We start from the raw sequence: 22,684 nt of genomic DNA, 5'->3' as shown, positions 1-22,684 counted from the left end.
TCTTCAGGAGGAGGGCGGGAGAGGGGACGGAGCGGACGTCAGCCCGCGGACTGCTTCTGCTGGCTGATGCGGAAGACCACGAACTCGGCGGGCTTGACCGGCGAGATGCCGACCTCGACGACGAGCAGGCCGTTGTCGATCGACTCCGGCGGGTTGGTCTCGGCGTCGCACTTGACGTAGAACGCCTGCTCGGCGGTGGCGCCGGCGAGCGCGCCCGCCGACCACAGTCCCTGCAGGAAGCCGGTGAGGGTGCGGCTCACGCCCTCCCACAGCGTCATGTCGTTCGGCTCGAAGACGGCCCACTGGGTGCCCTCGGAGATCGTCGTCTCAACCATGTTGAAGAGGCGACGGACGTTCAGGTAGCGCCAGTCGGAGTCCGACGACAGGGTGCGGGCACCCCAGATGCGGATGCCGCGGGTGCCGAAGGGCCGGATGCAGTTGATGCCGATGGGGTTGAGCAGCGTCTGCTCGTTCTGGGTGACGGCACGCTCGATGTCCAGGACGCCACGGATGGTGTCGTTGGCCGGGGCCTTCCAGACACCGCGCTCCTCGTCGGTACGCGCCCAGACGCCGGCGACGTGGCCCGACGGCGGGATGAAGACCTCGGCGTTGCCGTTGTTGCCGATCGGGTTCTCGACCTTGATCCACGGGTAGTAGAGCGAGGCGTAGGCCGAGTCGTACATCGCGACGTCGGAGCGCCACTCCTTGATCTGCTGCGGCGTCATGCCGGGCGGCGCGTCGAGGACGGCCATGCGGTTGCCGTTCTGCTCGCAGTGCGAGATCAGCGCGGTCTGGACGGCCTTCCACATGTTCAGGTCGACCGAGCCGTCCTGCTTGGTGGCGGCGGTGACCAGGTCGGGGACGATCACCATGGTGACGTCCTCGGCGATGGCCAGGCCGTTGATGCCGGCACGGGCCGACTCCGAGCCGGCGAACTTGCGGCCCGAGACCTCGACCGGCTTGGGCGCGGCCTTCTCCAGGGTGTAGCGGCCCGGCTTGAGCAGCTCGAGCTGATTCTTGACGTCGGCGCCCTTGTCGAGGTCCAGGTCGACCTTGACCTTGGTCGAGGTCTTGTTGACGACGGCCTTGGCGTCCTTGCTGCCGCCGAAGGTCAGGCCGGGGTACTGCTCGACGACCTCGTTGTTCTCGACGACCGAGAGCGTGAAGGTGGCGGGACCCTCGGCCTCGGGGTCGTCGTTGTCGTCGGTCTCGACGATGATCGCCAGGTCGGCGTCGGGGTCGACGCTCTCCACCTGCAGCGGCGAGCCGAGCGCGCGGTCGGAGGCCGGCAGCGCCAGGCGCGAGGGCTCCCCGGACGGGTCGGTGTTGGGGATGCGGCAGATGTAGGCGATGGAGCCGCCGTTGGCGAAGTAGCCGTAGACGGACATCGGCAACACGCAGTTCGGCGCGAAGCCACCGTAGAGCGCCTCGAACTGCGACCAGCTGGTGACCAGGCGCGGGGCGACACCCTGCGGGTCGTTGGGGTCGTCAGTCGGGAAGCTCGCGGTGAAACCGACGAACGCCGCGATTGCGGTGGGTGACGCAGTCAGGACTTTCTGAGAGGAGGGGACCTCCTCGACGTACACACCCGGCGCGGCATACGTGGGCATGGGCTACTCCGATCTGGCGGTTCGACAGTTAAGACCGTGCAAAGTTTGGTCGATGCGGCCGAAGGGTATACCGGTTCGCCGCTTTTTCGGCAGGCTCGGAAGCCCCCAATTTCCAGGGCACCCGCGTTCCGGGGGGCGACGGAATTATTCGGGACTTTCGGCCACCGCGAGCGGCCCCCGCCAGGGCGGGCGCGGACTCAGTTGGACTGCGTGCGGACCGCACCGGGGAAGCTGATCGTGATCACGCCACCCCAGGCGCAATTGCAGACCGAGCCGGCGGCCAGCGCCGGCTTGCCGCCGATCATGGTCGTCGGCGCGCCCGGCGACCACGGCGTCGTCACCGGGACGCACGGCATCGGCGTGAGGACGCCGAGCGCGGCTGTCGTCGCCGCCGCCACCGTGGGGTTCGACAGCGTCGAGCACATGCCGAAGGGCGGGATGTTGACGACCGGCGCCGAGTCCATGATCGTCGCTGCCGGCTTTCCCTCGATCATCACCCGCGAGGTCGGCAGCGGCGAGAGCGTCGCGGGCGCCATGCCGAACGAACAGGTCAGCATGGCGGTCTGCGTGACATTGATCGGCATGGTCAGTGACTACTCCCCCGCCGCGGCGGTGTCCAGGGACCATGGGTCCCCCGACGCGAACTCAGCGCTTGGATCCCTTGACCGATGCCGAGAGCTTGCCGCCCGTCGTCGTGACGAAGCAGAGAACGTTGCGGTCGGCGGCCTGTTCCCAGCTGCGGGCCGAGGGCAGCAGGTAGGTGAAGAAGAGCTTGGAGTCCAGGTAGTCGACGCCGACGTATTCGCCGAAGCGCTGCGCGCAGGTGCCGTCGGCGAACTTGCTCAGCACGTCCTCGCCGGGGTAGTTGCCGTCGGTCGCGAACGAGGCCGAGGGCGCGGCCAACGAGGGTTTGGTCGGCTTGGCGGTCGGCAGTTTCGAGGGCACCGCGGTGGGTACGGCCGGCAGCGAGGTCCGCGGCCGTGACGGCGCCTTCGCCCCGGCGGGGATGTACTGCGCGACGGCGTAGGCCTCCAGCGTGTGCGGCTTGTCGCAGGGGGTCCGCTGCAGCGACGAGAGCTGCACCTTGACCGAGGGGGGCGCGGTGAAGCACTGCCCGGCCTTGACCGAGAACACCGAGATGTCCTCGGTGCCGTCGTCCCCGCTGCACCCGGTCGCCACGAGGGCGACGACGAGGGGAAGGACCGCCGCGAGGAGGGGCCTGCGGACCACCTGCCGGCGGGTGCGCCGGGGGCGCACGTCGGTGGTTCGGGAGGTGATCACGCGTTCGTCGTCCTGCTCTCGAGGGCTTGCCATGTTGGCGACCGGAGTCTGTCCTACCGCTCCGAGGCGTGGCTAGTATGCGCGCCATGGCTATCACCGTCGTCATAGGTCGCGACGACGTAGGGGCTCCGTCGACGCGCGAGGTCTACGCCCAGGGCGTGAAGTTCAACGTCGAGGGTGGCGACCTGTCGATCATCTCCGCCAAACCGCAGCTGCTCGCGCTCTACGGCTCGGGCAACTGGCTCTCGGTGCACGTCGACGACTATGTCGAGGTCATCTCCGAGAAGTCCGACGACGATGACGACTCGGGCGGTTTCAGCTTCGGCGACGACGACTCGTCGTCGTCCTTCGACCTCGACGACGACTCCGACAGCTCGTCGTCGGACGACCTGTTCGGCGACGCCAGCTCGTCCTCGGACGACGACCCGTTCGGTGACCTCACCAGCTCGGACGCCAGCAGCTCGGACGACGACCCCTTCGCCGACCTCACCAGCTCCACCGACACCAGCGACGATCCGTTCGCCGACCTCACCAGCGACAGCACGGACGACGACCCGTTCGCCGACCTCACCAGCTCCACCGACACCAGCGACGATCCGTTCGCCGACCTCACCAGCGACAGCGCGGACGACGACCCCTTCGCCGACCTCACCAGCGACAGCGCGTCCAACACCAGCACGGACGACGACCCCTTCGCCGACCTCACCAGCGACACCGCGTCCGACAGCAGCGACGATCCGTTCGCGGACTTGGGCGACGACAGCAAGAGCTGAGGCGCCAGCCCGCCATCAGTCCAGCGGCGCAGTGAGTTCGAGGTGGACGCCGTCCGGGTCGCTGAACGAGAGGATCGCGATCCCGGCGTCGGCCAAGTCGGTGACCTCGCCGTGCGGCACTCCCTTGGCGTCCAGGGCGTCGCGCGCGGTGACGAGGTCGGACCGCGAGTCGACCAGGAAACTGACGTGGTCGAGCCCGGTGTGTTCGGAGTCGAAGGCCTGGCCCGCCGGAGCCACGGGGCGCAGACCGAAGAGAGCGCCCGACGGCGTCTGGTAGACGGTCCCGCCGTAGAAGTCCTGCTGCGACTCGCGCACCCCTGGCTCGTCGACGCGGTCGGAGGCGTCGACTGCCGCAGGCCAGCCGAAGATGTCGTCGTAGAACGCCTTCGACACCGCGATGTCGGTGACGGTCAGACGGACATGGGCATAGCCAGAGCTGTTCACGAGTGCCATGCCTCAGCCTTACCCCACCTGAGTTGTGCGCAATCCGCGGTCGAGTAACCGCCTCGATTGCCCTGATCGCGGGCCGCTGCCGCAACACAACGGACACGGCTCCACACGACCACCGTTTTTGCGCAGAACAGCGCTATTGGCGATCCGGAGGCCGGATGCGATGGTTGTAGCGGGGTCTGCGTTGGGGGTCGATCCAGGGTGGGGGGAGGTAGCCGGGCCGGTTGTTGATCATGACGGCTTGCCAGCCTTGGCTTTCGAAGGTGCGGTGGTGGTGGCCGCACAGGAGGGCGCCGTTGTCGATGCTGGTCCGGCCGCCTCGTGCCCAGGGGGTGATGTGGTTGACCTGGCACCAGGCGATCGGCACGTCACAGCCCGGGAACGTGCATCCGCCGTCGCGGGCGGCGATGACGAGGCGCTGGTTCTCGGTGAAGAGGCGGCGGGTGTCGGTCCGGCCGGCCGGGGCGCCGTGCTCGTCGAGGGTGATGGTCATGACCCGGGCGTCGCCGCCGGCGATCCTTCTGGCTTCCGGGGCGGGGATGATCGCGCCGTGCCCGGTGACGGCGGCACCGTCACCGCTGGCCCATGCCCGGGCGGGCATGGTCAACAGCACGGTGGTGGTGATCCCGGCGACGTCGGGGAGCAGTTCGGCCCGCGCCACCAGCCCGAGCACGTCCAGCAGCGCGTCGTGGTGGCGTTGCCCGGCATGACGGGGGTCTTTCACCCCGTCGGCTGCGGGCTTCGGACGCGCCAGCGAATCCAGGACCGTGAGCAGCCGCTCGGCCAGCTCCGCAGTCGCTTCCCCGCTGATCGAGGCCGACCCGTCCGGACGCTGCCGGATCGTGAAGTCCCGCTGCCGCTCCCGACACGCCACGTCGACCAGCGCCCCGTCCTGATCCAGCAACGCCCTCGTCCGGGCCGCCAACCGACCCAGCTCGTGCGGATCGAAGTCTCGGGCGAACCCGACCAGATCAGCCTCGACCTGCGCCCCGTGCACGGCCTGCACCTCGGCCGGCAACCCGTCCACGCACCGGGTGATCACCGCGGCATGGCGTGGCGACATGCTCCCCTCAGCCTGTGCTGCCGCCACCAGCGGGAACGGCGCGGCCGCCCGGTCGCCCGTCAACGAGACCCGACCCGCCGCAGCCTCCGCCGCCCGCACCCGACCCGCCGCCTCCCGCGGATCCACCCGCAACAGACCACGCACAAACCCCGCCATGTCCCGAGCCGAGAACTCCCACGGCAACCCCCGCGACTCCGCCTCGACCACGAACCGGTGCTCCACCGCAGCAAGACGATTCCGCAACCGCTCCAGCTCACGCCACGACCCCAACAACTCGTCAGTGCAGACCAGCGACAACTCCGCGTCCAACAGCACATCGACCTCGCCCTGCGCAGCCGACAGCGACAACCCGTCACAGACCGCCGCTGTCGTCATACCCACGATTATCGAACAGGAGTACGACAATTCCGGACGTGGCAGCCGCAAGACCACCCACGTACCAACCCCGGCGACCAGACCTCAGATGCGGTCGCCCCAGGAGACGTCGACCGCGGTCACGATCAGGTCCCGGCCGGTCTCACTGCGCCAGTGCTCCAGCTCGGCGCGACCGTGCGGGGCGCCATGACGGACCGGCGCGACACCACCGGCGGCGAGCCGGCGCACGTCGTCGTCCGAGAGCCAGTCCAACCGGCACTCGGTGCCGCCGCAGCCGCAGGCGTCGAAGACGACCCGCGCCCCCTGCCGCGCCAACCGCAGCGCCGCCGCCGGGGCGAGTTCCGCGTCGACGATCGCGTAGGCCGTCCCGGCCGGGTCGCCCCAGACTCCGGCATGTCGGCCGACGGGCACCCGCGGCGCCCGGCTCGGCTGTGCCGTCACCCGCGCGACGGTCTGCGCGAACGACTCCGGACGACGCCTGGTCACGACCACAGGGTCCACGAGACGGTCGGGCCCGGACAATCCTTTTACGCGGCTCAGCCGATCGGATCAGAGCGGACGGCGCAGTGCGACAACGGTGGCGTCGTCGATGGAGCTGTCCCGGCTGACGGCGGCGCGGACGTCGGCGGCGGCCGGCGCGTAGAGCGTGCTGAGGGCGGTAGCCAGCCGGTCCCGTCCGACGTCGATGGCCTCCCCACGGCGCTCGATGAGACCGTCGGAGAAGAGGACCATGACCTCGCCGGGCTCGATGGCGAAGGAGCTGGCGCGATAGACCGCACCCTGGACGCCGAGCGGCGGCGAGATGTGCAGCGGGGCGGAGCGGGGCAGTCCGGTGCGTCCGACGAAGGGCAGCGGGTGCCCCGCACTCACCGCCGAGACCTCCCCGTTCGCGAGATCGACCGTGGCCACGAAGAGCGTCGCGAAGGAACCGGGCAGCAGCCGGACCGTGAAGTCGTTGGTCTTGTCGATCGCCGTCGCGGGGTCGTGGCCGTCGAAGAGGTACGCCCGCAGCACGTTGGACAGCTGCGCCATCGTCCCGGCCGCCGGCAGGCCATGGCCGGCGACATCGCCGAGCACCACCGCGAGCCGCTCCCCCGGCAGGACGACGGCGTCGCACCAGTCGCCACCGACGCGTCCACCCTCGGCCGGCTCGTAGTGCGTCGTGAGGTCCCAGTCCGGGACCACCGGCAACCGCGGCTGCAGGTTGTGCTGCAGATTCTCGGCGAGCCGCAGCTCGCTGCGGGCCCGCCGGTACATCGCCTCGACCGTCACCCGGCGCAGCTGCTCACCAAGTTCGCGCTCCTGCGCCGTCCACGGCAGGCTGCGGTCGCGGACGACCTCGCTCCACCGCTCGAAGGACTTCCGGGGGCTCAGGCGCACCTCGTCGCCCTCGGCGACCGCGATGGCCTTGTTGTGCGGGTCGCCGCCCCAGTCGACCGAGCGGTGGGCCTCGGCCCGGAACCACACCAGATGACGATCGTCGGGCAGCAGCACGGCCATGGCGCCGCTGGCCAGCTCCGGCGCCGGCGCCGCCTCGCCCAGCACGTCCCGCAGGTGGTCGGTAGTGACGACGCCGTTCCCGCTCTCGCGCGCCCACGCCACGACGGCGGCCACCTCCTCGGCGGAGGGGACGCGCCCCAGCAGGTGCTGCTCGTCGCTGACGGAGATGACGGCTCCGTCAGCCGCAATCAGGTCACGGACGTCCGGCGCACCGCCCAACGCCGTCCCCAGGGTCTCGGTGTCGTCGACCGTCGCCGCCGTCAACTTGGCGAGGACGGCCTGGGACTCCAGCCGGGCGCGGAACTCGTCGTCGTTGATGCGGTCGACCAGGCGCAGCGACAGCGTCGAACCGAGGAACTCCGCCGCCGCGCGCGTGCCGTAGGGCGGCAGATGCGGTCCCGAGTAGTGGTGGCACGCGATCAGCCCCCACAGCGCGCCGTCGCGCAGCAGCGAGATCGACATCGACGCGCTCACGCCCATGTTCTGCAGGTACTCGATGTGGACAGGCGAGACGCTGCGCAGCGTCGCGTGCGTGAGATCGAGCGGAGCGCCGGTCACCGGGTTCAGCGTGGGGACGATCGGCGACGGCGAGTAGCCGACGTCGGAGATGAGCCGCAGCCAGCTCTTCTCGTACAGCGCCCTGGCCTGCGCCGGGATGTCGCTGGCCGGGTAGTGCAGCCCCAGGAAGGAGTTGAGGCCGTCGCGCTTCGCCTCGGCCACGACCTCGCCGTTGTAGTCCTCGTCGTAGCGATAGACCATCACCCGGTCGAAGCCGGTGAGCTCGCGCACCGTCCGGGCCGTCAGCTCGTAGAGGGCCAGCGTCTCGACGGTGTTGTTGAGGTCCGCGACCGCGTCCCGCACCGCCTGGTAGGTGTTCGGGAAGGAGAACGGGCGCGGACCGTCGGCCAGCTCGAGCTCCACGAAGAGCATCCCCTGGCCGTCGCGATGCAGGATGGCGTCGAAGGACTCCGGCCGATCCCCCACCGAGACGATGAGCTCGAGGGGGTTGCGGGCGCGCAGGTCACTGAACGAGGCGGCGAAGCGGCGGATCTCGGCCGCGGGGCCTGGCCCCACCACGACCTCCACCGGCGCCTGCAGCGCCTGCTCGACCGGGCAGCCGAGCAGCTCGGCAACGTTGACGCTCACCTGCCGGACGACGAAATCCGGCTCGCTGAGGACGAGCAGCACGCCTCGGGGCTGGATGCTGCCCGGCACGTGGATCGGCTCGCGGGCGCAGTTGTCCAGGTCGATCGGGGTGCCGGGGGCGACCAGGGCGTCGGCGCCCGAGACGTCACCGGCGACGGGGATCGGCCCCGGCGGTAGGGGTCCGCTCACGCCGCGGCGCCCGCTCCGGCGGCCCGCTGGGGTCGGGTGGCCTGCGTCGACACGACTCCCCCTCTACGTGGCTTTCCTCACGCTGGACGCACAAGTCAAGCACAACCGATCGCTCGCGGGGCCCGGACGCGCAGGGGCTCCGGCGGTCAGCGCTTTCCCGCCGCATCCATGCCGCCCCGGCCGCTCGGGGACACGGGAACGCCGACGACCCCTTAGAGTCGGGGGTATGGACTCCGGCACCGACCACGACGGTCACGACGGCACGCCCGTCGTCATCGTCGTCGACGGCGAGCTGGACGCCTCCGACGAGGGTTGGGCAGCCGACCTGGACCGCGCCGTCGGCGACGGTCACCGGCACATCGTCGTCGACATGTTGGGCGTCTCCTTCGTCGACTCGTCGGTCGTCCGTGCCCTGGTCAAGGCCTACCGATCGGTGGTGGCCGGCAACGGCTGGCTGCGCGTCGTCTACACGCACCATCTGATCCGTCGGGTCATCGTCATCTGCGGCCTGACCGACGCGCTGCCGCAGTACACCTCGCTGGACGCGGCGCTGCGCGGCTCGCCGTCGGCGCTGCGCCCGGACGACGAGTCGAGCTACGGCGAGCTGCGCGAGGGCGCAGCGGCACGGCGACGCTCCGGCACCACCCGGCCGGGCGGAACCCATCGGCACGGGGGCGCACCGACATGAGCGGACACGAACGCTCCGGCAACTTCGCCGCGGACCTCGGCAGCGTCCGCAGCGGGCGCCACTTCGTCCGGGACGTGCTGCTGGACTGGGATCTCGAGCAGCTGGTCGACGACGCCCAGCTCTGCGTCAGCGAGATCGTCACCAACGCCGTCTGCCACGCCGGCACCGACGTGGCGATCAGCGTGCGACGCGACGACGATGCCGTCCTGGTCGAGGTTCACGACGGCGTGCCGACGATGGTCCCGCAGCAGCCCGCGGTCGCGGCACCGCTGGAGGCCACCAGCGGCCGCGGCATGCACATCGTGGCCGCGGTGAGTGTGGCCTGGGGCGTGCGTACCGACGGAGCCGGCAAGGTCATCTGGTTCCGCCTGCCGCTGCCCGGCGAGGGATCGCGCACCTCCGATGCCGACGTGCTGTCGATGTCCGGCCACCGGGGCAGCGTCCCCGAGGTGGCCGAGAATCGCCGCGCGTCCGGCGTCGAGCAGGCGCGGTCGGCGAGCTGACCGCCGTCCCGTCCGGTCAGACCACCACCGACCGGGCCCGTCCCGAGCTCCCCGCGGACCTGCGCGCGCTGCTTCCGGCCGGCGCTGTGGTGGTCGCGCCGGACGGCCGCATCGTCCACGCCGTGCCACCCGCGGAGACGGCAGCCGCCGAGCGACCATCCGGTGGTCCGGGGCCTGCTGCGACCGAGGCGGATGGTGCGGAGTTCGTGCTCTCGGACGGTCTCCGCTGTCGCATCCCCACCCCACCGCGGGACGACGCCGAGCGGTCGATCGCGTCACTCACCGCCTCGCTGGCCGCGGCCGACGCGCTGGCGCGCACCCTCAACGTCCGACGCACCCTCGGCCGGCTCACCGACCTCGCCGTCCCGCGCTTCGGGTCAGCCGCCGCGGTGGTGGCCGTCATCGACGGCGAGGTCCGCCTCGCCCGCAGCGGACGCTCCGCCGCCCCGGCCGAGCCCCCGTCGGCCGAGACGGTCGCCGCCCGCGCCGCCGCGCCCGCGTCGCGGCGACTGCTGCTCGGTGACGACCCCGCGCTGGCCGAGCTCGGTCTCGCCGGGAGGCAGGAGCCCGCCGAGCTCGCCGTCCTGACGACGGTCCCGCTCCACGACCCGCTCACCGGCATCGACGGCGTGCTGGCGGTCCGCTCCGATCCGGCCGAGGCGCCCGACCCGGCGGCCGTCGCCGCCCTGGGCACACGCGGCACGGCCGCGCTCTCGGCGGCGCGGATCTTCGAGCAGCGGTCGGTCCTCGCCGACCGGCTGCGCGCGGCGCTGCTGCCGGCTCCCCTGCCGCGCATCCCCGGCGTGCAGCTCGGCGCCTCCTACCGCCCGGCCCGCGAGGCGGCCCAGCTCGGCGGCGACTTCTACGACGTCTTCCCCGCCGGCGGTGGCGCGTGGTCGATCAGCATCGGCGACGTCTGCGGCAAGGGGGTCGACGCCGCCGTCCTCACCGGACAGGTGCGGCAGTCGCTGCGGACGGCGTGCCGCGTCACCGACGATCCGGCCGAGGTGCTCCGACTGGTCAACGACACGCTGCTCACCGGCGACGGCAGCACCTTCGTCACCGTGCTGCAGGGCACGCTGCGTGCCGGGGCGGACGGCGTGGCCATCCGGCTGGGCTCCGGTGGGCATCCACCGCCGCTGGTGCTCCGGGGCGATCGCGTCGAGGTGGTGGAGGTGCGTGGCACGATCGTGGGCATGCTGGACGACGTGGCATTCGTTCCCGTCGACCTGCACCTGGCTCCCGGCGACACGCTGCTCATGTTCACCGACGGGGTGCTCGAGGCCCCCGGTCCGGACGACGCCAAGCTGGGCGTGGTCCCCGTCGTCGATCTGCTCGCCGACTGCGAGGGCCTCACCGCGCAGGCCGTCACCGAACGGGTACTGCAGCTCGTCGTGGAATACACCGCCCAGGCGGGGGTCGAGGCCGCCGCCGACGACATCGCCGTCCTCGCCGTCCGCGCCGAGCCCCCGTCATGACCGATCCCGGGAGCGTGACCGACACCTACACGCGCTACTGGCGCGCGCTGGCCCTCGGCGACGCACGGACCGCCGTCGGCACCGTGGTCGAGGCCCTCGACGCGGGCAGTCCCCTGCCCGACCTGCTCGAGGACGTCGTCTGCGCCGCCCAGGCCGAGGTGGGCATGCGGTGGGCCGCCAACGAGTGGAACGTCGCGCAGGAGCACCGCGCCACCAGCATCAGCGAGGAGGCGGTGGCGGCGCTGTCGGCCCGCGCCGACGACGGCACGCCCGCGACCCGGGGCGAGCTGGTGATCACCTGTGCCGACGGCGAGTTCCACTCGTTGCCGTCACGAGTGCTGGCCGCGACACTGCGGCACGCCGGCTGGCAGGTGACCTACCTCGGGGCCTCGGTCCCCACCCGCCACCTCTCGGCGCTGCTCCACGATGTCGGCCCGGACGCCACGCTGCTCTCCTGCGCGCTGCCGCTGCGCTTCTTCCGCGCCCGCGAGGTCATCGAGGCATCCCGGGCGGCGGGCGTCCCCGTCCTGGTCGGTGGCCGTGGCTTCGGCCCCGACGGCCGGTGGGGTCTGGCACTGGGCGCGGACGGCTGGGCCCCGGACTCCCGGACCACCCTGCGGCGGCTCGCCGACGGCACCGCGGTGCCGACCTTCACCGAACCGGCCCCGCCGCTACCCGCCCCGGACGACGCGCTGACGCGGCTGCGCGCCGACCGCCGGCCGATCGCGGAGATGGCGCTGAAGCAGATGTCGGTGCAGCTCTCCGACGTCGCCGGCTACGACGAGCGGCAGCGGGCCCGGACCGAGGAGGATGTCGACTTCATCCTCGACTACCTGGCCGCAGCGCTCTTCGTCGACGACGCCGAGGTCTTCACCGACTTCGTCGGCTGGCTGACCCCGCTGCTGGCGGCTCGGAACGTCCCGCCGTCGACCGTGAGCCGCGGCATCGAGATCGTGGCCGACGCCGTGGTGGCGCACTGCGGACAGCTGCCGCGCGCCGCGACGATCCTCGCGGCCGGCCGGGATGCGGTCGGGGAGCTCCGCCTGTCAGGCTGAGCTGATGAGGCCGAGGTCATGAGCTCCGTGAGTCCGTCGAGCTCCGTGGGTCCCCCGCACTCCGGAAGCGCACCGACCACCGCGATCGAGGCGGTGCTCTTCGACTTCTCCGGCACGCTCTTCGCCATCGAGTCCGCCGCACAGGCCGTCCTCGCCGCGCTCGGCCCCGACGCCGTCCCGCTCGCGCCGCGCCTGGCCGAGCTCGGCGCGATCAACGGCAGCAGCGAGCCGGCCGAGCTGCCCGACCACTTGGCCGAGGTGTGGCGCACCCGCGACCTGTCGGCCGCCGCCCACCGCGCCGCCTACTCCGGACTGTCCCGGCACGCCGGGCTCGACGACGAGCAGGCCGAGGCGCTCTACGAGCGCGGCATCCGCCCCGAGGCGTGGCATCCCTATCCCGACACGGTCGCGGTACTGCGCCGGTTGCACGAGCGTGGCGTCCCGGTCGCCGTCGTCAGCAACATCGGCTGGAATCCCCGGCCGGTGCTCTCCCGCTACGGCGTGGACGTCGACATCGACGTGCTCGTCCTCAGCGACGAGGAGGGCGTGATGAAGCCGGATCCGGAGATCTTCCGGCGTGCCTGCGAACGCCTGGGCGCCGACCCGCGACGCTGCCTGATGATCGGCGACAACCCGCACGCCGACGGCGGCTGCACCGCGCTCGGCATCCATTTCGAGCCCATCGCCGCCGACCCCGGACTCCGGGGCGAGCGAACGCTCACCGCGCTGCTGGCACCGGTGTGGTCGGGGGCGGCACCGGGGTGACCGTCGTCGTGCTCGTCGTCGTCTGCCTGCTGCCCGTCGCCGCGTTCTGGGTGCTGTCGCGGGGGTTCGACTGGCTGGTGCGCTACGACGGGCCGAGGCCGAGAGCGGCCGATCCGGTGGCCGAGCTCGACGGCCTCGCCACCGATCTGCGACGTCTGGGCCACGAGCACGACTGGCTGACGCGGGCCGATGTCCCCGGCCGGGCGCAGCGGCTGCGGGCCGTCGAGCTCGCCTACGACGACACGCTGCGACGGGCGGCCGAGATCCTGCACGTCGAGCTCCCCGGCACCCCGCTGGTCGGCGCCACCCGGCTACAGGCCGAGGCCGAGCTCGCCACTCACGGCTTCACCTGGTGACACGATGGCTGCCATGGGCCTCATGATCACCCGCCGCCTCCGTCCCGGTGCCACGGCTGCCGCCTGCCTCGCCACCGCCGTGCTCGCCGGGTGCACCTCGTCGGGCGACGGCGGGCCGAGCGCGACACCGCCGGCGAGCTCGTCACCGAGCGGGACCCCCACCACCTCCTCGTCGACGTCGACCGCCGGCACCGGCGCCCCCGGCTCGTCCGGGCTCGCCGCCCTCGACGGCGCCTACCTGCTGGCAGGGTCCGAACCGGAGGCTGCGCTCCTCTACCGCGTCGCTGGCGGCCGGCTGGTCCCGGCCGTCGCGGCTCGCGGGATCAGCACCGTCGCCGCCGGCGACGACGCGGTCGTCGTCGGGCGCGACACCGGGTCGGCCGAGACCGTGGAGCAGCTCCGGGGCGGCGCGCTGCGCAGCATCGGCCTGCGCTCCGGCTTCGCCCCGGCGCTCTCCGGGGACGGTGCGCTCGCCTACGCCGTGCTCGGTGCGAGCACCACGCCGGGCATCTCCAAACCCGGCGGGGTGAGCATCCGGGTCCGGGAGAGTCTGACCGGCCGGGACCGTAGCGTCGGCACGCTGGCCGCGGGCGACTCCGTCCTCGCCCTCGCCTGGCGCGACGACGACCTCGTCGCCGCCGTCACGACGGGTGAGACCGGTCGGCTCATCACCTACCCCGACGGCAAGGGCCCGGCCAGGAACCTGCAACCCGGCCTGATCGGGGCCGCCGCGGACGCCGCCACGCTGGCCGGCAGCGACGACGCCATCGCGGTGAGTAGCCAGGACGGCGGCACTCCGGCGCGGGTCTTCGCGGCGCCGAACGGCCGGCCCTACGAGCTGGCCCGCGGCTGGCAGCCCGTCTGTTTCGCCGACGACGACCTGCTCGTGGTCGCCCGCGGGGCCCGGCTCGGGACGGTCACGGTCTCGGCCTCGGGTGAGCCCGGCGCACCCCGGCCGGTCGGCACCGCGCCCGCCCCCATCCAGGGCGGCGCGTGCGACTGACGCCCCGCCGGCGGCGACGGTTCTGAGCGCGTGCCGTGCGCCTGTCGTACCTCGTCGCCGTGTCGGTGCAATGATGGCCTGATGGTCGCGACCGATGCGGTGGAGGCGACGCACGCCTCGACCGGGCGGCGACGCTTCCGTGGACTCCTGCCCCGACGCATGCTGCGGTGGCGCCGGCCGGTGTGGTGGCAGGAGGTCGCCATCATCGCCTTCGGCTACTGGATGTACTCGCTGGGGCGCAACGCGATCCCCGAGCAGGAATCCATCGCCATGCGGCACGGCCGCAGCGTGCAGCACCTGCAGGACGCGCTCGGCCTCAACTTCGAGCTGTCGTTCAACCACCTCGTCGCCAACCAGGAGTGGTTGGCACAGTTGATGAACTACTACTACTCGACGCTGCACTTCATCGTCACGCCCGGCGTCATGATCTGGCTGTTCGTGAAGCGCTCGCACGTCTACCGCGGCGTCCGGACCGTCCTGGTCTCCACCACGCTGATCGCGCTGCTGGGCTTCGTCCTGTACCCGTGCGCGCCGCCGCGGCTGCTGCCCGGCTACGACTACGTCGACACCATCGTGAAGTTCAAGACGTGGGGCTCGTTCGCCGATCCGGACATCGCGCACCACTCCAACCAGTTCGCCGCCATGCCGAGCCTGCACATCGGCTGGGCGCTCTGGTGCGGCATCACCATCTTCGTCTGCGCGCAGCACCGGTGGATCCGGCTGCTGGGGCTCGCCTACCCCTTCGCCACCCTGGTGGTGATCGTCGGCACCGCCAACCACTTCATCCTGGACGCGGTCGCGGGTGCCGTCGTCGTCGCCCTCGGCTACGGCGTGCAGTACCTGATGTCCGGCCGCGGTGCCTACACGCCGCCGACGGATGCCCCGGACCACGGCCTGCCGGACCCGTCCACCCCGCTGAGCCGCGCGAAGGGCTGAGCCGCGCCAAAGGGTTGAGAAGCACCGAGGGCTGAGGCGCACCGGCGCTCAGTGCGGTGGCGGACCACCGCTGGGACCCGTCGCCGGCCCGCCGTAGAAGACCTCCTCGACGACCCGCCGGGCGCGTCGGGCAGCTCGGCGGTAGTCGTCGACGAGCTGGCCGGGGTCGCTGTCGGCCGGATATCCGGTGACCCGCGCCAGCGCCACCAGCTCCGGTCCCATGCTCGGCAGCTGGTCGGTGGGCTTGTCGCGGACCAGCACCATGCCGTTACGGGTGCGGGTGGCCAGCCGCCACGCCGCGGCCAGCGTCTCGGCCTGCTCGCCGGTGAGCAGCCCGGCGCCGGCGAGGGCGGTGAGCGCGTCGAGGGTGCGCGTCGTGCGGAGCTCGGGCACCTCGTGGCCATGCATGAGCTGCAGCAGCTGCACCGTCCACTCGATGTCGCCGAGACCACCGCGACCCAGCTTGGTGTGGGTGGTCGGGTCGGCGCCGCGGGGCAGCCGCTCGCTGTCGATCCGTCCCTTGAGCCGGCGGATCTCGACCAGGTCGTGGGCCGCGACACCGCCCTCCGGATACCGCACCGGGTCGATCATCTCGACGAAGCGGCGACCGAGGTCGGTGTCGCCGGCGACCGGGCGAGCCCGCAGCAGCGCCTGCGCCTCCCACGCCGAGGACCACCGCGCGTAGTAGGCACGGTAGGAGGCCAGCGATCGCACCAGCGCTCCACTGCGACCCTCGGGACGCAGGTCGGCGTCCACCGTCAGCGGCGGGTCGATGGAGGACGAGGCGCCGAGCAGCGCCCGGATCTTGCCGGCGACGTCGCGGGCGACGTTGGCGGCGAGCTCGACCTCGTCCGGGCTCTCGCTCCCGGCGTTCTCGAAGACGAACATGACGTCGGCGTCCGAGCCGTACCCGACCTCGGCGCCGCCGAGGCGTCCCATGGCGATGATCGCGAACCGGACCGGCAGCGCATCCAGCCCGCGCGCCGCGGCCACCGCTCGCAGCGCCACCCGCAGCGTCGTCTCGAGGGTCGCCTCGAGGGTGTTGCTCAGCGCGGCGCAGACCTGCTCGACCTCGGTCCGGCCGAGCAGGTCGGCGAAGGCAGTCCGCAGCAGCTCCTGCCGCCGGACGGCGCGGATGCTGCGCAGCGCCGCACTCGGGTCGCTCTGCCGGGCTGCGACATCGTTCATCGCGCTCAACACCTCGGCGGGGTCCCGCGGCTGCAGCGCGTCGTCGGAGCCGAGCAGCCGTAGTGCCTCCGGGGCGCGGCCGAGCATCGGCGCGACGTAGCGGCTGGTGCCGAGGATGAAGGCGAGGCGCTGCGCGACGGTGTCGCCGTCGCGCAGCAGCCGCAGGTACCACGGCGTCGTCCCCAGCTCGTCGGAGAGCTTGCGATAGGCGAGCAGGCCCGCGTCGGGCGCCGGCGCGGTCGCGAAGTCGGCGAGCAGCACCGGCAGCAGGCCGCGCTGCAGGGCGGCTCGGCGGCTGAGCCCGCTGGTGAGCGACTCGATGTGGCGCAGCGCGGCCTCCGGGTTGTCGAAGCCCAGGGCCTCCAGCCGACGGCCGGCCTCGGCGGTGGTGAGTCGCAGCCCGTCGGCGGGCACGCGCGCCACCGCTTCCAGCAGCGGTCGGTAGAAGAGCTTCTCGTGCAGCCGACGCACCTCACGCACGTGCAGCCGGTACTCGGAGTCGAAGACGTCCTTGGCGGTGCCGCGGTGGTCGGGACGGTAGCCCATCGAGCGGGCCAGCCACACCAGGTCGTCGTCGTCGTCGGGGAGGATGTGCGTGCGCCGCAGCCGGCGCAGCTGCAGCCGGTGCTCGACCGTGCGCAGGAACCGGTAGGCGTCGATCAGGCTCACCGAGTCGTCCCGCCCGACGTAACCCCCGGCCTGCAGCGCGTCGAGAGCCGGCAGTGTCTCGGCCGCCCGCAGCGTCTCGTCACCGCGGCCGTGGACCAGCTGCAGCAGCTGCACGGCGAACTCGACATCGCGGATGCCGCCGCGGCCGAGCTTGATGTCCCGCTCGGCCACCGCCTGCGGGATGTGGGCGACGACCCGACTGCGCATGGCCCGGACGTCGGCGACGAAGTCCTTACGCTCGGCGGCGGTCCAGACCAGGGGCGAGATGACGTCGGAGTACGCCTGACCGAGGGCGAGATCACCGGCGACGGGACGGGCCTTGAGCAGCGCCTGGAACTCCCAGGTCTTGGCCCAGCGCTTGTAGTACGCCTCGTGGCTGGCCAGCGTCCGGACCAGCGGCCCGTCCTTGCCCTCGGGCCGCAGGTTGGGGTCGACCTCCCAGGCCACGGCCCGACAGACCCGCATCAGCTCGGCGGCGAGCCGGCTCGCCGTGGCCAGCGCCGGCTCGACCCCGGCGTCGGCCTCGGTCGGCTCGGCCACGAAGACCACGTCCACGTCGGAGACGTAGTTCAGCTCCCGCGACCCCGTCTTGCCCATCGCGATGACGGCGAGCCGGCAGCCGGCGGCGTCGTCGGGCAGCGCGGTCGCGGCGAGCGCGAGACCGGCCTGCAGCGTGTGTCCGGCGAGGTCGGCGAGCATCTCGGTGACGGCACGGACGTCAAGGTCACCGGCGATGTCTCGACCGGCGATGGCCACGACCTCGCGCCGGTAGGCGCAGCGCAGGGCGTCGATCGCCTCGGGTCCGGTCACCGTCGCCCGGGTTCCCGCCGTGCCGGTCACCGGGTCGTCGGGGTCGGCGCCGACCGCCTCGTGCAGCCGCTGCGCCACCCCGGCGGCGTCGAGCGGGTCGAGCAGGACCCGCCACTGCTCGGCGTGCTCGACCAGATGCGCGGCGATCTCGTCGGAGACGCCGAGCAGCCCCAGCAGGCGGCCGCGGAGCTCCGGTCGGGCCACCAGCTCCTCGCGCAGGCCGTCGGCTCCGGGGGCGGCGAGCAGCTGCGCCAGGGCCTCGACGGCCGCGTCGGGATCGGCTGTCCGGGCGAGGGCGGCGACGATGACCGCTCCCCCGTCGTCCACCGGTTGGCTCGTCTCGGCGTCCCACCAGGACAGCGGCGGCGCGGCAAGCAACTCACCGGCGCGGGCGGCGTCGGCGAAGGAGAAGCGGGACAGCCGGGACGGGGTCCGTGACGGCGCCTCGCTCACCCCTCAGTCCTCCCGCGGCGGGAAGGAGGGCATCGGCAGCGGGTTGACCCGGGCGGCGCCCATCTCCTGCGCGAGGGCGGCGCGGATCGCGGCGGGATCGGTGACCGGGGCAGCCGTCGACGTGCGGGGGCCGTGCGGAGCCTTCACCGTGTCCGGGTCCCGGACCACCGCGGCGAAGGACGCCACGAACGGCTGCCACACCTCGGCGACGTCGTCGTGGACGGCCACGGCCCGCCGCAGCAGCCGGTCCTGATCCAGCGCCGGGTAATCCTCGGCGAGCGCAGCGGCATCCGAGCGTGCCCAGCCGGTGACGACGTCGGGCGTGGTCTCGATGTGCCACTGGATGCCCCAGGCGAGACGTCCCAGCCGGAAGGCCTGGTTCTCGCAGACCGGCGACGAGGCCAGCTGGACGGCACCGGCCGGCAGCCGGGTGACGGTGTCGTAGTGCCACTGGATGACGTCCGGGGTGATCGGCAACGGCCCGAAGAGCGGATCGGTGGCGGCTGCAGCGCGCTTGGCGATCAGCTGCGCGCCCAGCTCGGGACCGTCGGGGTTCTCGATCACCTGGCCGCCGTGGGCAGCGGCGAGCAGCTGCGCTCCGAGGCAGATCGCCAGCGTCGGCAGCTCGTCGCGAACCGCAGCCCGCAGCACCGCTCGGACGTCGGCCAGATAGGGGTGCTCGGCGTCGTCGGCAGCGCTCATCTTGCCGCCGAGCACCACCAGGCCGCCGTACTCGCCGGTGACGTCGGGGGGCAGCTGCTGGCCGCCGGCGAGGTCGCAGACCTCGACCTCCAGACCGGCGGCGACGAGCCACTCGGCCAGCCGGCCCGGCGGATCGGCGTGATCGAGTTCGAGCACCAGCAGGCGGGACGACGGCACGACTCGATGGTAGTGAGCAGGGCTGTCGGCCTATCCGGGCAGGCTCGTCACGCTCGGCTGTGCGGCGGCGACCGCTGCCGTCCGCACCCGGATCGCGCCGGCCGCGCAGGCCACGACGGCGAGCCCACCGACCAGCAGCGCCGGCGTCAGCTCCTCACGAAGCAGCAGCGCCGCCCAGGCGATGCTCAACACCGGTTGCACGAGCTGCACCTGGCTGACGCGGGCGATCGGGCCGAGGGCCAGACCGCGGTACCAGGCGACGAAGCCGAGGAAGGCGCTGACCACCCCGAGGTAGGCGAAGGCCAACCACTGCGACGCGCTGCCGCCGACCGGTTGCCGCCAGAGCGAGAACGCGGTGAGCACCGCCAGCGCGGGGGCATACAGCACCAGGGCCCAGGAGACGGTCTGCCACGCGCCGAGCTCGCGCGCCAGCAACCCGCCCTCGGCGTAGCCGACGGCGCCGAGGGCCACCGCGCCGAAGAGCAGCGCGTCCGACCCGTGCAGGTGTGAGAGGCCACCGCCCTGGACCACCGCGAAACCGACGGCAGCGAGCGCCCCGGTGGCCGCCATGGCCCAGAACGCGGTGGGCTGGTTCTCCCGGGCGCGCAGCACCGCCGTGACGGCGGTCGCCGCCGGCAGCAGGGCGATGACGACCGCGCCGTGCCCCGCGGGAGCCGTCGTCAGCGCGAAGGTCGTCAGCAGCGGGAAACCGACCACGACCCCGCCGCCCACGACGGCGATCCGACGCCACTGCCGCCGGTCCGGCAGCCGCTGCCGCGTCACGGCGAGAACGACCGCGGCGAGGACGGCCGCCACGACCGCCCGGCCGGCCCCGACGAGCCACGGATCGAGGCCCCGGGTGGCGACCTTCGTCAACGGCACCGTCATGGAGAAGCAGAGGACGCCGACGAATCCCCAACCCACCGCGGATAACGATGTCGTGGCGTTGCCAGTAGCGCTATCGTTCCCTCTCATGCCCGACGATAGCAGCGAGCGCATCGTCACCGCGCTGCGTGCGGCCATCGCCGCCGCGTCGCCCGGCGCCCGGCTTCCCTCCACCCGCTCGCTGGTCGCAGAGCACCGGGCCAGTCCGCTCACGGTGCAGCAGGCGCTTCGCACGCTGGCCGCCGAGGGACTGCTGGAGAGCAGGCCCGGCGCCGGGACCTTCGTGCGCGCGCCCCGCACCGCTCGCGCCGCGGACTTCAGCTGGCAGACCGCGGCGTTGGGCACCCCGCTGTCGACGGCGCGTGCGCCGGCCGTCGCCTCGCACGACGGGCCGGGCGGCAGCATCGCCTGGCACGCCGGTTACCCGGAGTCCGCGCTGCTGCCCGTGCGCCTGGTGCGCGCCGCCCTCGGCCGGGTGGCGCGCGGCGACGCGGCGCTGACGGTGCCGCCGGCGGCCGGTCTGGCCGAGCTGCGGAGCTGGTTCGCCGCCGAGCTCGCCGAGGTCACACCCGCCGACATCAACCCGGTCACCGGGCGCGACGTGGTCGTGCTGCCCGGCAGCCAGAGCGGGATGGCCTCCATGCTGCGGGCGCTGGCCGGTGCCGGCCGTCCGGTCATCATGGAATCGCCGACCTACTGGGGCGCGATCCTCGCCGCGGCCAAGGTGGGGGTCGAGGTGGTGCCGGTGCCCAGCGGCTCGAACGGGCCGGATCCGGCGACGGTGGATCGCGCCTTCGCCGAGACCGGGGCGCGCGTCTTCTACGCCCAGCCGCGGTTCGCCAACCCGACCGGTGCGCAGTGGGGTGACGCGACCGCCGAGGCCGTGCTGGAGATCGTCCGCAGCCACGGCGCCTTCGTCGTCGAGGACGACTGGGCCCGCGACTTCTCCCTCGACGCCACCACCTTCTCGACCTTCCGACCCCTCGCCGCGCGCGACGACGCCGGCCACGTCGTGTACCTGCGCTCGCTGACCAAGTGCGTCTCGCCCGCGCTGCGGGTCGCCGCGCTCGTCGCCCGCGGCCCGGCGCGGGACCGCATCCTGGCCGAGCGCGGCGCGGACGCGCTGTACGTGAGCGCAACCCTGCAGGCCGCCGCCCTCGACGTCGTGACACAGCCGGCGTGGCGGACCCACCTGCGCCACACGCACCGTCAGCTGGTCACCCGTCGCGACCTCATGATCGACGTCCTGCGCCGGTACGCACCGCAGGCCCGCCTCGATCACGTCCCCGCCGGCGGGTTGAATCTCTGGCTGCGCCTACCCGACGGCGCCGACGCCCGCGCGGTGGCGCGCGCCTGCGAGCGGGAGGGACTGCTGCTGGCCGCCGGCGACGACTGGTTCCCCGCCGAGCCCAGCGGGCCCTTCCTGCGGGTCAACTTCGCCGGCCCGGAACCCGCGGCCTACGCCGACGGCGCGCGCATCCTGGGACGGGTACTGGCCGGGACGTTGTCGGGCTGACGTCGTCGCGGCCTACCGTGGTGGCGACACCCTGGAGGACATGTGCACGTCGGTATCGACAGCTTCGTCGCAGCGGTGACCGATCCGGTCACCGAGCAGGTCATCGGGCCCGAGCAGCGCATCGAGCACCTGCTCGAGGAGATCGAGCTCGCCGACCGGGTCGGGCTGTACTCGTTCGGCATCGGCGAGCACCACCGCGAGGAGTACTACGACTCCGCGCCGCCGGTGCTGCTGGCCGCGGCCGCCGCGCGCACCTCTCGCATCAGGCTCGGCAGCGCGGTGGCAGTCCTGAGCGCCGCGGATCCGGTCCGCGTCTTCCAGCAGTTCGCCACCCTGGACCTCATCTCCAAGGGACGGATCGACCTCGTCGTCGGCCGCGGCTCGTTCACCGAGGCGTTCCCGCTCTTCGGCCTGGACCTGGCCGACTACGACGAGCTCTTCGCCGAGAAGCTCGACCTGCTGCTCGCGCTGCGCGACGACGTCGAGGTCCACTGGTCGGGACGGCACCGTCCCGCGCTCACCGGCCAGGGCGTCTACCCGCGCCCGCTGCAGGACCCGCTGCCGATCTGGGTCGGCGTCGGCGGCACCCCGGAGTCGTTCGTCCGCGCCGGCCTGCTGGGACTGCCGCTGATGGTGGCGATCATCGGCGGCGAGCCGCGGCGATTCGCACCGCTGGTGGATCTCTACCGGCGCGCCGGCGCGGAGGCCGGATATAGCGCGGACGAGCTCAAAGTCGGTCTGCACGTCTTCGGTTACGTCGGTGAGAGCGTGCAGGCCGCCGCCGACACCATCTATCCCGGCTGGCACGAGATGTTCACCAAGGTCTCGCGCGAGCGCGGCTTCGCCCCGCCGTCCCGCGCGCAGTTCGACGCGACCAGCGGGCCCGACGGCGCCTTCTTCATGGGCGACCCGGACACCATCACCACTAAGCTGCAGCGGGTCTCCGAGCAGCTGGGCGGCGTCGACCGGGTGTCGATCCAGATGACGAACCCGCGGCTGGCCCACACCGACCTGTTGCGGGGCATCGAGCTGCTCGGCGAGGTCGCCCCCCGCGTCGCCTGACCGGTTTTGGCGCCCTGGCTTGGGATACCAAGTCAGGCCGCCAAAACCGGT

21 protein-coding genes are annotated in these 22,684 nt (G+C 72.6%); 11 read left to right on the top strand and 10 right to left on the bottom strand.

Going from position 1 to position 22,684, the window contains the following annotated elements; translation table 11 throughout:
- Positions 1-38 precede the first annotated feature (38 nt).
- The 3 genes from AC0NZQ_RS14350 to AC0NZQ_RS14340 form a co-directional block, all read right to left on the bottom strand.
- Positions 39-1,610: a phage tail sheath family protein gene (locus tag AC0NZQ_RS14350; protein WP_474530548.1), complete on the bottom strand. Its 1,572-nt coding sequence runs from the start codon at positions 1,608-1,610 to the stop codon at positions 39-41.
- Between the two features lie 197 nt (positions 1,611-1,807).
- Positions 1,808-2,194: a DUF4280 domain-containing protein gene (locus AC0NZQ_RS14345; protein ID WP_474530547.1), complete on the bottom strand. Its 387-nt coding sequence runs from the start codon at positions 2,192-2,194 to the stop codon at positions 1,808-1,810.
- A 61-nt stretch (positions 2,195-2,255) separates the two neighbouring features.
- Complete coding sequence (locus AC0NZQ_RS14340) at positions 2,256-2,924, bottom strand: septum formation family protein (RefSeq protein WP_474530546.1); 669 nt, start codon at positions 2,922-2,924, stop codon at positions 2,256-2,258.
- A gap of 53 nt (positions 2,925-2,977) precedes the next feature.
- Between AC0NZQ_RS14340 and AC0NZQ_RS14335 the strand changes: the two genes are divergently transcribed.
- Positions 2,978-3,664 (top strand): hypothetical protein, encoded by a 687-nt coding sequence (locus tag AC0NZQ_RS14335; protein WP_474530545.1) that lies wholly within the window; start codon positions 2,978-2,980, stop codon positions 3,662-3,664.
- Positions 3,665-3,679: 15 nt separating this feature from the next.
- Here AC0NZQ_RS14335 and AC0NZQ_RS14330 read toward each other — a convergent pair whose 3' ends face one another.
- The 4 genes from AC0NZQ_RS14330 to AC0NZQ_RS14315 form a co-directional block, all read right to left on the bottom strand.
- Positions 3,680-4,117: a VOC family protein gene (locus AC0NZQ_RS14330; RefSeq protein WP_474530544.1), complete on the bottom strand. Its 438-nt coding sequence runs from the start codon at positions 4,115-4,117 to the stop codon at positions 3,680-3,682.
- Between the two features lie 133 nt (positions 4,118-4,250).
- The gene (locus AC0NZQ_RS14325; RefSeq protein WP_474530543.1) at positions 4,251-5,552 is read right to left on the bottom strand and encodes an HNH endonuclease signature motif containing protein; all 1,302 of its coding nucleotides are present in this window, start codon (positions 5,550-5,552) and stop codon (positions 4,251-4,253) included.
- Positions 5,553-5,636: 84 nt separating this feature from the next.
- On the bottom strand, positions 5,637-6,038 hold the full coding sequence (locus AC0NZQ_RS14320; protein WP_474530542.1) for a hypothetical protein: 402 nt from the start codon (positions 6,036-6,038) through the stop codon (positions 5,637-5,639).
- 63 nt (positions 6,039-6,101) lie between these two features.
- Positions 6,102-8,387 (bottom strand): SpoIIE family protein phosphatase, encoded by a 2,286-nt coding sequence (locus AC0NZQ_RS14315; RefSeq protein ID WP_474530541.1) that lies wholly within the window; start codon positions 8,385-8,387, stop codon positions 6,102-6,104.
- 226 nt (positions 8,388-8,613) lie between these two features.
- Here AC0NZQ_RS14315 and AC0NZQ_RS14310 point away from each other — a divergent pair, with 226 nt between their 5' ends.
- The 8 genes from AC0NZQ_RS14310 (at position 8,614) to AC0NZQ_RS14275 (ending at position 15,171) form a co-directional block, all read left to right on the top strand.
- Positions 8,614-9,075 (top strand): STAS domain-containing protein, encoded by a 462-nt coding sequence (locus AC0NZQ_RS14310; RefSeq protein ID WP_474530540.1) that lies wholly within the window; start codon positions 8,614-8,616, stop codon positions 9,073-9,075.
- Positions 9,072-9,578 (top strand): ATP-binding protein, encoded by a 507-nt coding sequence (locus AC0NZQ_RS14305; RefSeq protein ID WP_474530539.1) that lies wholly within the window; start codon positions 9,072-9,074, stop codon positions 9,576-9,578. Before AC0NZQ_RS14310 ends, AC0NZQ_RS14305 begins: the two co-directional genes overlap by 4 nt.
- A gap of 122 nt (positions 9,579-9,700) precedes the next feature.
- A complete protein-coding gene (locus AC0NZQ_RS14300) occupies positions 9,701-11,056 on the top strand; it encodes a PP2C family protein-serine/threonine phosphatase (RefSeq protein WP_474530538.1) in 1,356 nt (451 codons plus the stop codon).
- Complete coding sequence (locus tag AC0NZQ_RS14295) at positions 11,053-12,111, top strand: cobalamin B12-binding domain-containing protein (protein WP_474530537.1); 1,059 nt, start codon at positions 11,053-11,055, stop codon at positions 12,109-12,111. The genes AC0NZQ_RS14300 and AC0NZQ_RS14295 overlap by 4 nt, the downstream gene beginning before the upstream one ends.
- Before the next feature lie 18 nt (positions 12,112-12,129).
- Positions 12,130-12,876: an HAD family hydrolase gene (locus tag AC0NZQ_RS14290; protein WP_474530535.1), complete on the top strand. Its 747-nt coding sequence runs from the start codon at positions 12,130-12,132 to the stop codon at positions 12,874-12,876.
- Positions 12,873-13,232 carry a hypothetical protein gene (locus AC0NZQ_RS14285; RefSeq protein ID WP_474530534.1) on the top strand — a complete coding sequence of 120 codons (360 nt, stop codon included), beginning with the start codon at positions 12,873-12,875 and terminating at the stop codon, positions 13,230-13,232. The genes AC0NZQ_RS14290 and AC0NZQ_RS14285 overlap by 4 nt, the downstream gene beginning before the upstream one ends.
- Before the next feature lie 13 nt (positions 13,233-13,245).
- Positions 13,246-14,235: a hypothetical protein gene (locus tag AC0NZQ_RS14280; protein ID WP_474530533.1), complete on the top strand. Its 990-nt coding sequence runs from the start codon at positions 13,246-13,248 to the stop codon at positions 14,233-14,235.
- A gap of 81 nt (positions 14,236-14,316) precedes the next feature.
- Positions 14,317-15,171 carry a phosphatase PAP2 family protein gene (locus AC0NZQ_RS14275; RefSeq protein WP_474530532.1) on the top strand — a complete coding sequence of 285 codons (855 nt, stop codon included), beginning with the start codon at positions 14,317-14,319 and terminating at the stop codon, positions 15,169-15,171.
- Positions 15,172-15,219: 48 nt separating this feature from the next.
- On the opposite strand, the gene AC0NZQ_RS14270 is transcribed toward AC0NZQ_RS14275, so the two are convergent.
- The 3 genes from AC0NZQ_RS14270 to AC0NZQ_RS14260 are packed head-to-tail and all read right to left on the bottom strand — an operon-like array spanning position 15,220 to position 20,145.
- Positions 15,220-18,291: a bifunctional [glutamine synthetase] adenylyltransferase/[glutamine synthetase]-adenylyl-L-tyrosine phosphorylase gene (locus AC0NZQ_RS14270; protein ID WP_474530531.1), complete on the bottom strand. Its 3,072-nt coding sequence runs from the start codon at positions 18,289-18,291 to the stop codon at positions 15,220-15,222.
- Between the two features lie 3 nt (positions 18,292-18,294).
- Positions 18,295-19,170, bottom strand: a complete 876-nt coding sequence (locus AC0NZQ_RS14265) for a type 1 glutamine amidotransferase (protein ID WP_474530530.1) — start codon at positions 19,168-19,170, stop codon at positions 18,295-18,297.
- A 30-nt stretch (positions 19,171-19,200) separates the two neighbouring features.
- The gene (locus tag AC0NZQ_RS14260; RefSeq protein WP_474530529.1) at positions 19,201-20,145 is read right to left on the bottom strand and encodes a DMT family transporter; all 945 of its coding nucleotides are present in this window, start codon (positions 20,143-20,145) and stop codon (positions 19,201-19,203) included.
- On the opposite strand from AC0NZQ_RS14260, the gene AC0NZQ_RS14255 reads away from it, so the two are divergent.
- Both AC0NZQ_RS14255 and AC0NZQ_RS14250 read left to right on the top strand, forming a co-directional pair.
- Entirely contained in the window at positions 20,144-21,571 is a 1,428-nt protein-coding gene (locus tag AC0NZQ_RS14255; protein WP_474530528.1) for an aminotransferase-like domain-containing protein, read from the top strand. The genes AC0NZQ_RS14260 and AC0NZQ_RS14255 overlap by 2 nt on opposite strands.
- A 42-nt stretch (positions 21,572-21,613) precedes the next feature.
- Positions 21,614-22,633, top strand: a complete 1,020-nt coding sequence (locus tag AC0NZQ_RS14250; RefSeq protein ID WP_474530527.1) for an LLM class flavin-dependent oxidoreductase — start codon at positions 21,614-21,616, stop codon at positions 22,631-22,633.
- Positions 22,634-22,684: the final 51 nt, after the last annotated feature.

This window comes from Jatrophihabitans sp. sgz311053, assembly GCF_056135305.1.
This window is presented reverse-complemented; position numbering and strand designations above follow the sequence as displayed.

What these genes read in the sequence shown, in the direction of transcription:
- AC0NZQ_RS14255 (WP_474530528.1), top strand. Translation starts at nt 20,144, where the DNA reads ATGCCCGACGATAGCAGCGAGCGCATCGTCACCGCGCTGCGTGCGGCC.
- AC0NZQ_RS14290 (WP_474530535.1), top strand. Translation starts at nt 12,130, where the DNA reads ATGAGCTCCGTGAGTCCGTCGAGCTCCGTGGGTCCCCCGCACTCCGGA.
- AC0NZQ_RS14305 (WP_474530539.1), top strand. Translation starts at nt 9,072, where the DNA reads ATGAGCGGACACGAACGCTCCGGCAACTTCGCCGCGGACCTCGGCAGC.
- AC0NZQ_RS14260 (WP_474530529.1), bottom strand. Translation starts at nt 20,145, where the DNA reads ATGAGAGGGAACGATAGCGCTACTGGCAACGCCACGACATCGTTATCC.
- AC0NZQ_RS14350 (WP_474530548.1), bottom strand. Translation starts at nt 1,610, where the DNA reads ATGCCCACGTATGCCGCGCCGGGTGTGTACGTCGAGGAGGTCCCCTCC.
- AC0NZQ_RS14275 (WP_474530532.1), top strand. Translation starts at nt 14,317, where the DNA reads ATGGTCGCGACCGATGCGGTGGAGGCGACGCACGCCTCGACCGGGCGG.
- AC0NZQ_RS14340 (WP_474530546.1), bottom strand. Translation starts at nt 2,924, where the DNA reads ATGGCAAGCCCTCGAGAGCAGGACGACGAACGCGTGATCACCTCCCGA.
- AC0NZQ_RS14345 (WP_474530547.1), bottom strand. Translation starts at nt 2,194, where the DNA reads ATGCCGATCAATGTCACGCAGACCGCCATGCTGACCTGTTCGTTCGGC.
- AC0NZQ_RS14335 (WP_474530545.1), top strand. Translation starts at nt 2,978, where the DNA reads ATGGCTATCACCGTCGTCATAGGTCGCGACGACGTAGGGGCTCCGTCG.
- AC0NZQ_RS14280 (WP_474530533.1), top strand. Translation starts at nt 13,246, where the DNA reads ATGGGCCTCATGATCACCCGCCGCCTCCGTCCCGGTGCCACGGCTGCC.
- AC0NZQ_RS14295 (WP_474530537.1), top strand. Translation starts at nt 11,053, where the DNA reads ATGACCGATCCCGGGAGCGTGACCGACACCTACACGCGCTACTGGCGC.
- AC0NZQ_RS14325 (WP_474530543.1), bottom strand. Translation starts at nt 5,552, where the DNA reads ATGACGACAGCGGCGGTCTGTGACGGGTTGTCGCTGTCGGCTGCGCAG.
- AC0NZQ_RS14310 (WP_474530540.1), top strand. Translation starts at nt 8,614, where the DNA reads ATGGACTCCGGCACCGACCACGACGGTCACGACGGCACGCCCGTCGTC.
- AC0NZQ_RS14330 (WP_474530544.1), bottom strand. Translation starts at nt 4,117, where the DNA reads ATGGCACTCGTGAACAGCTCTGGCTATGCCCATGTCCGTCTGACCGTC.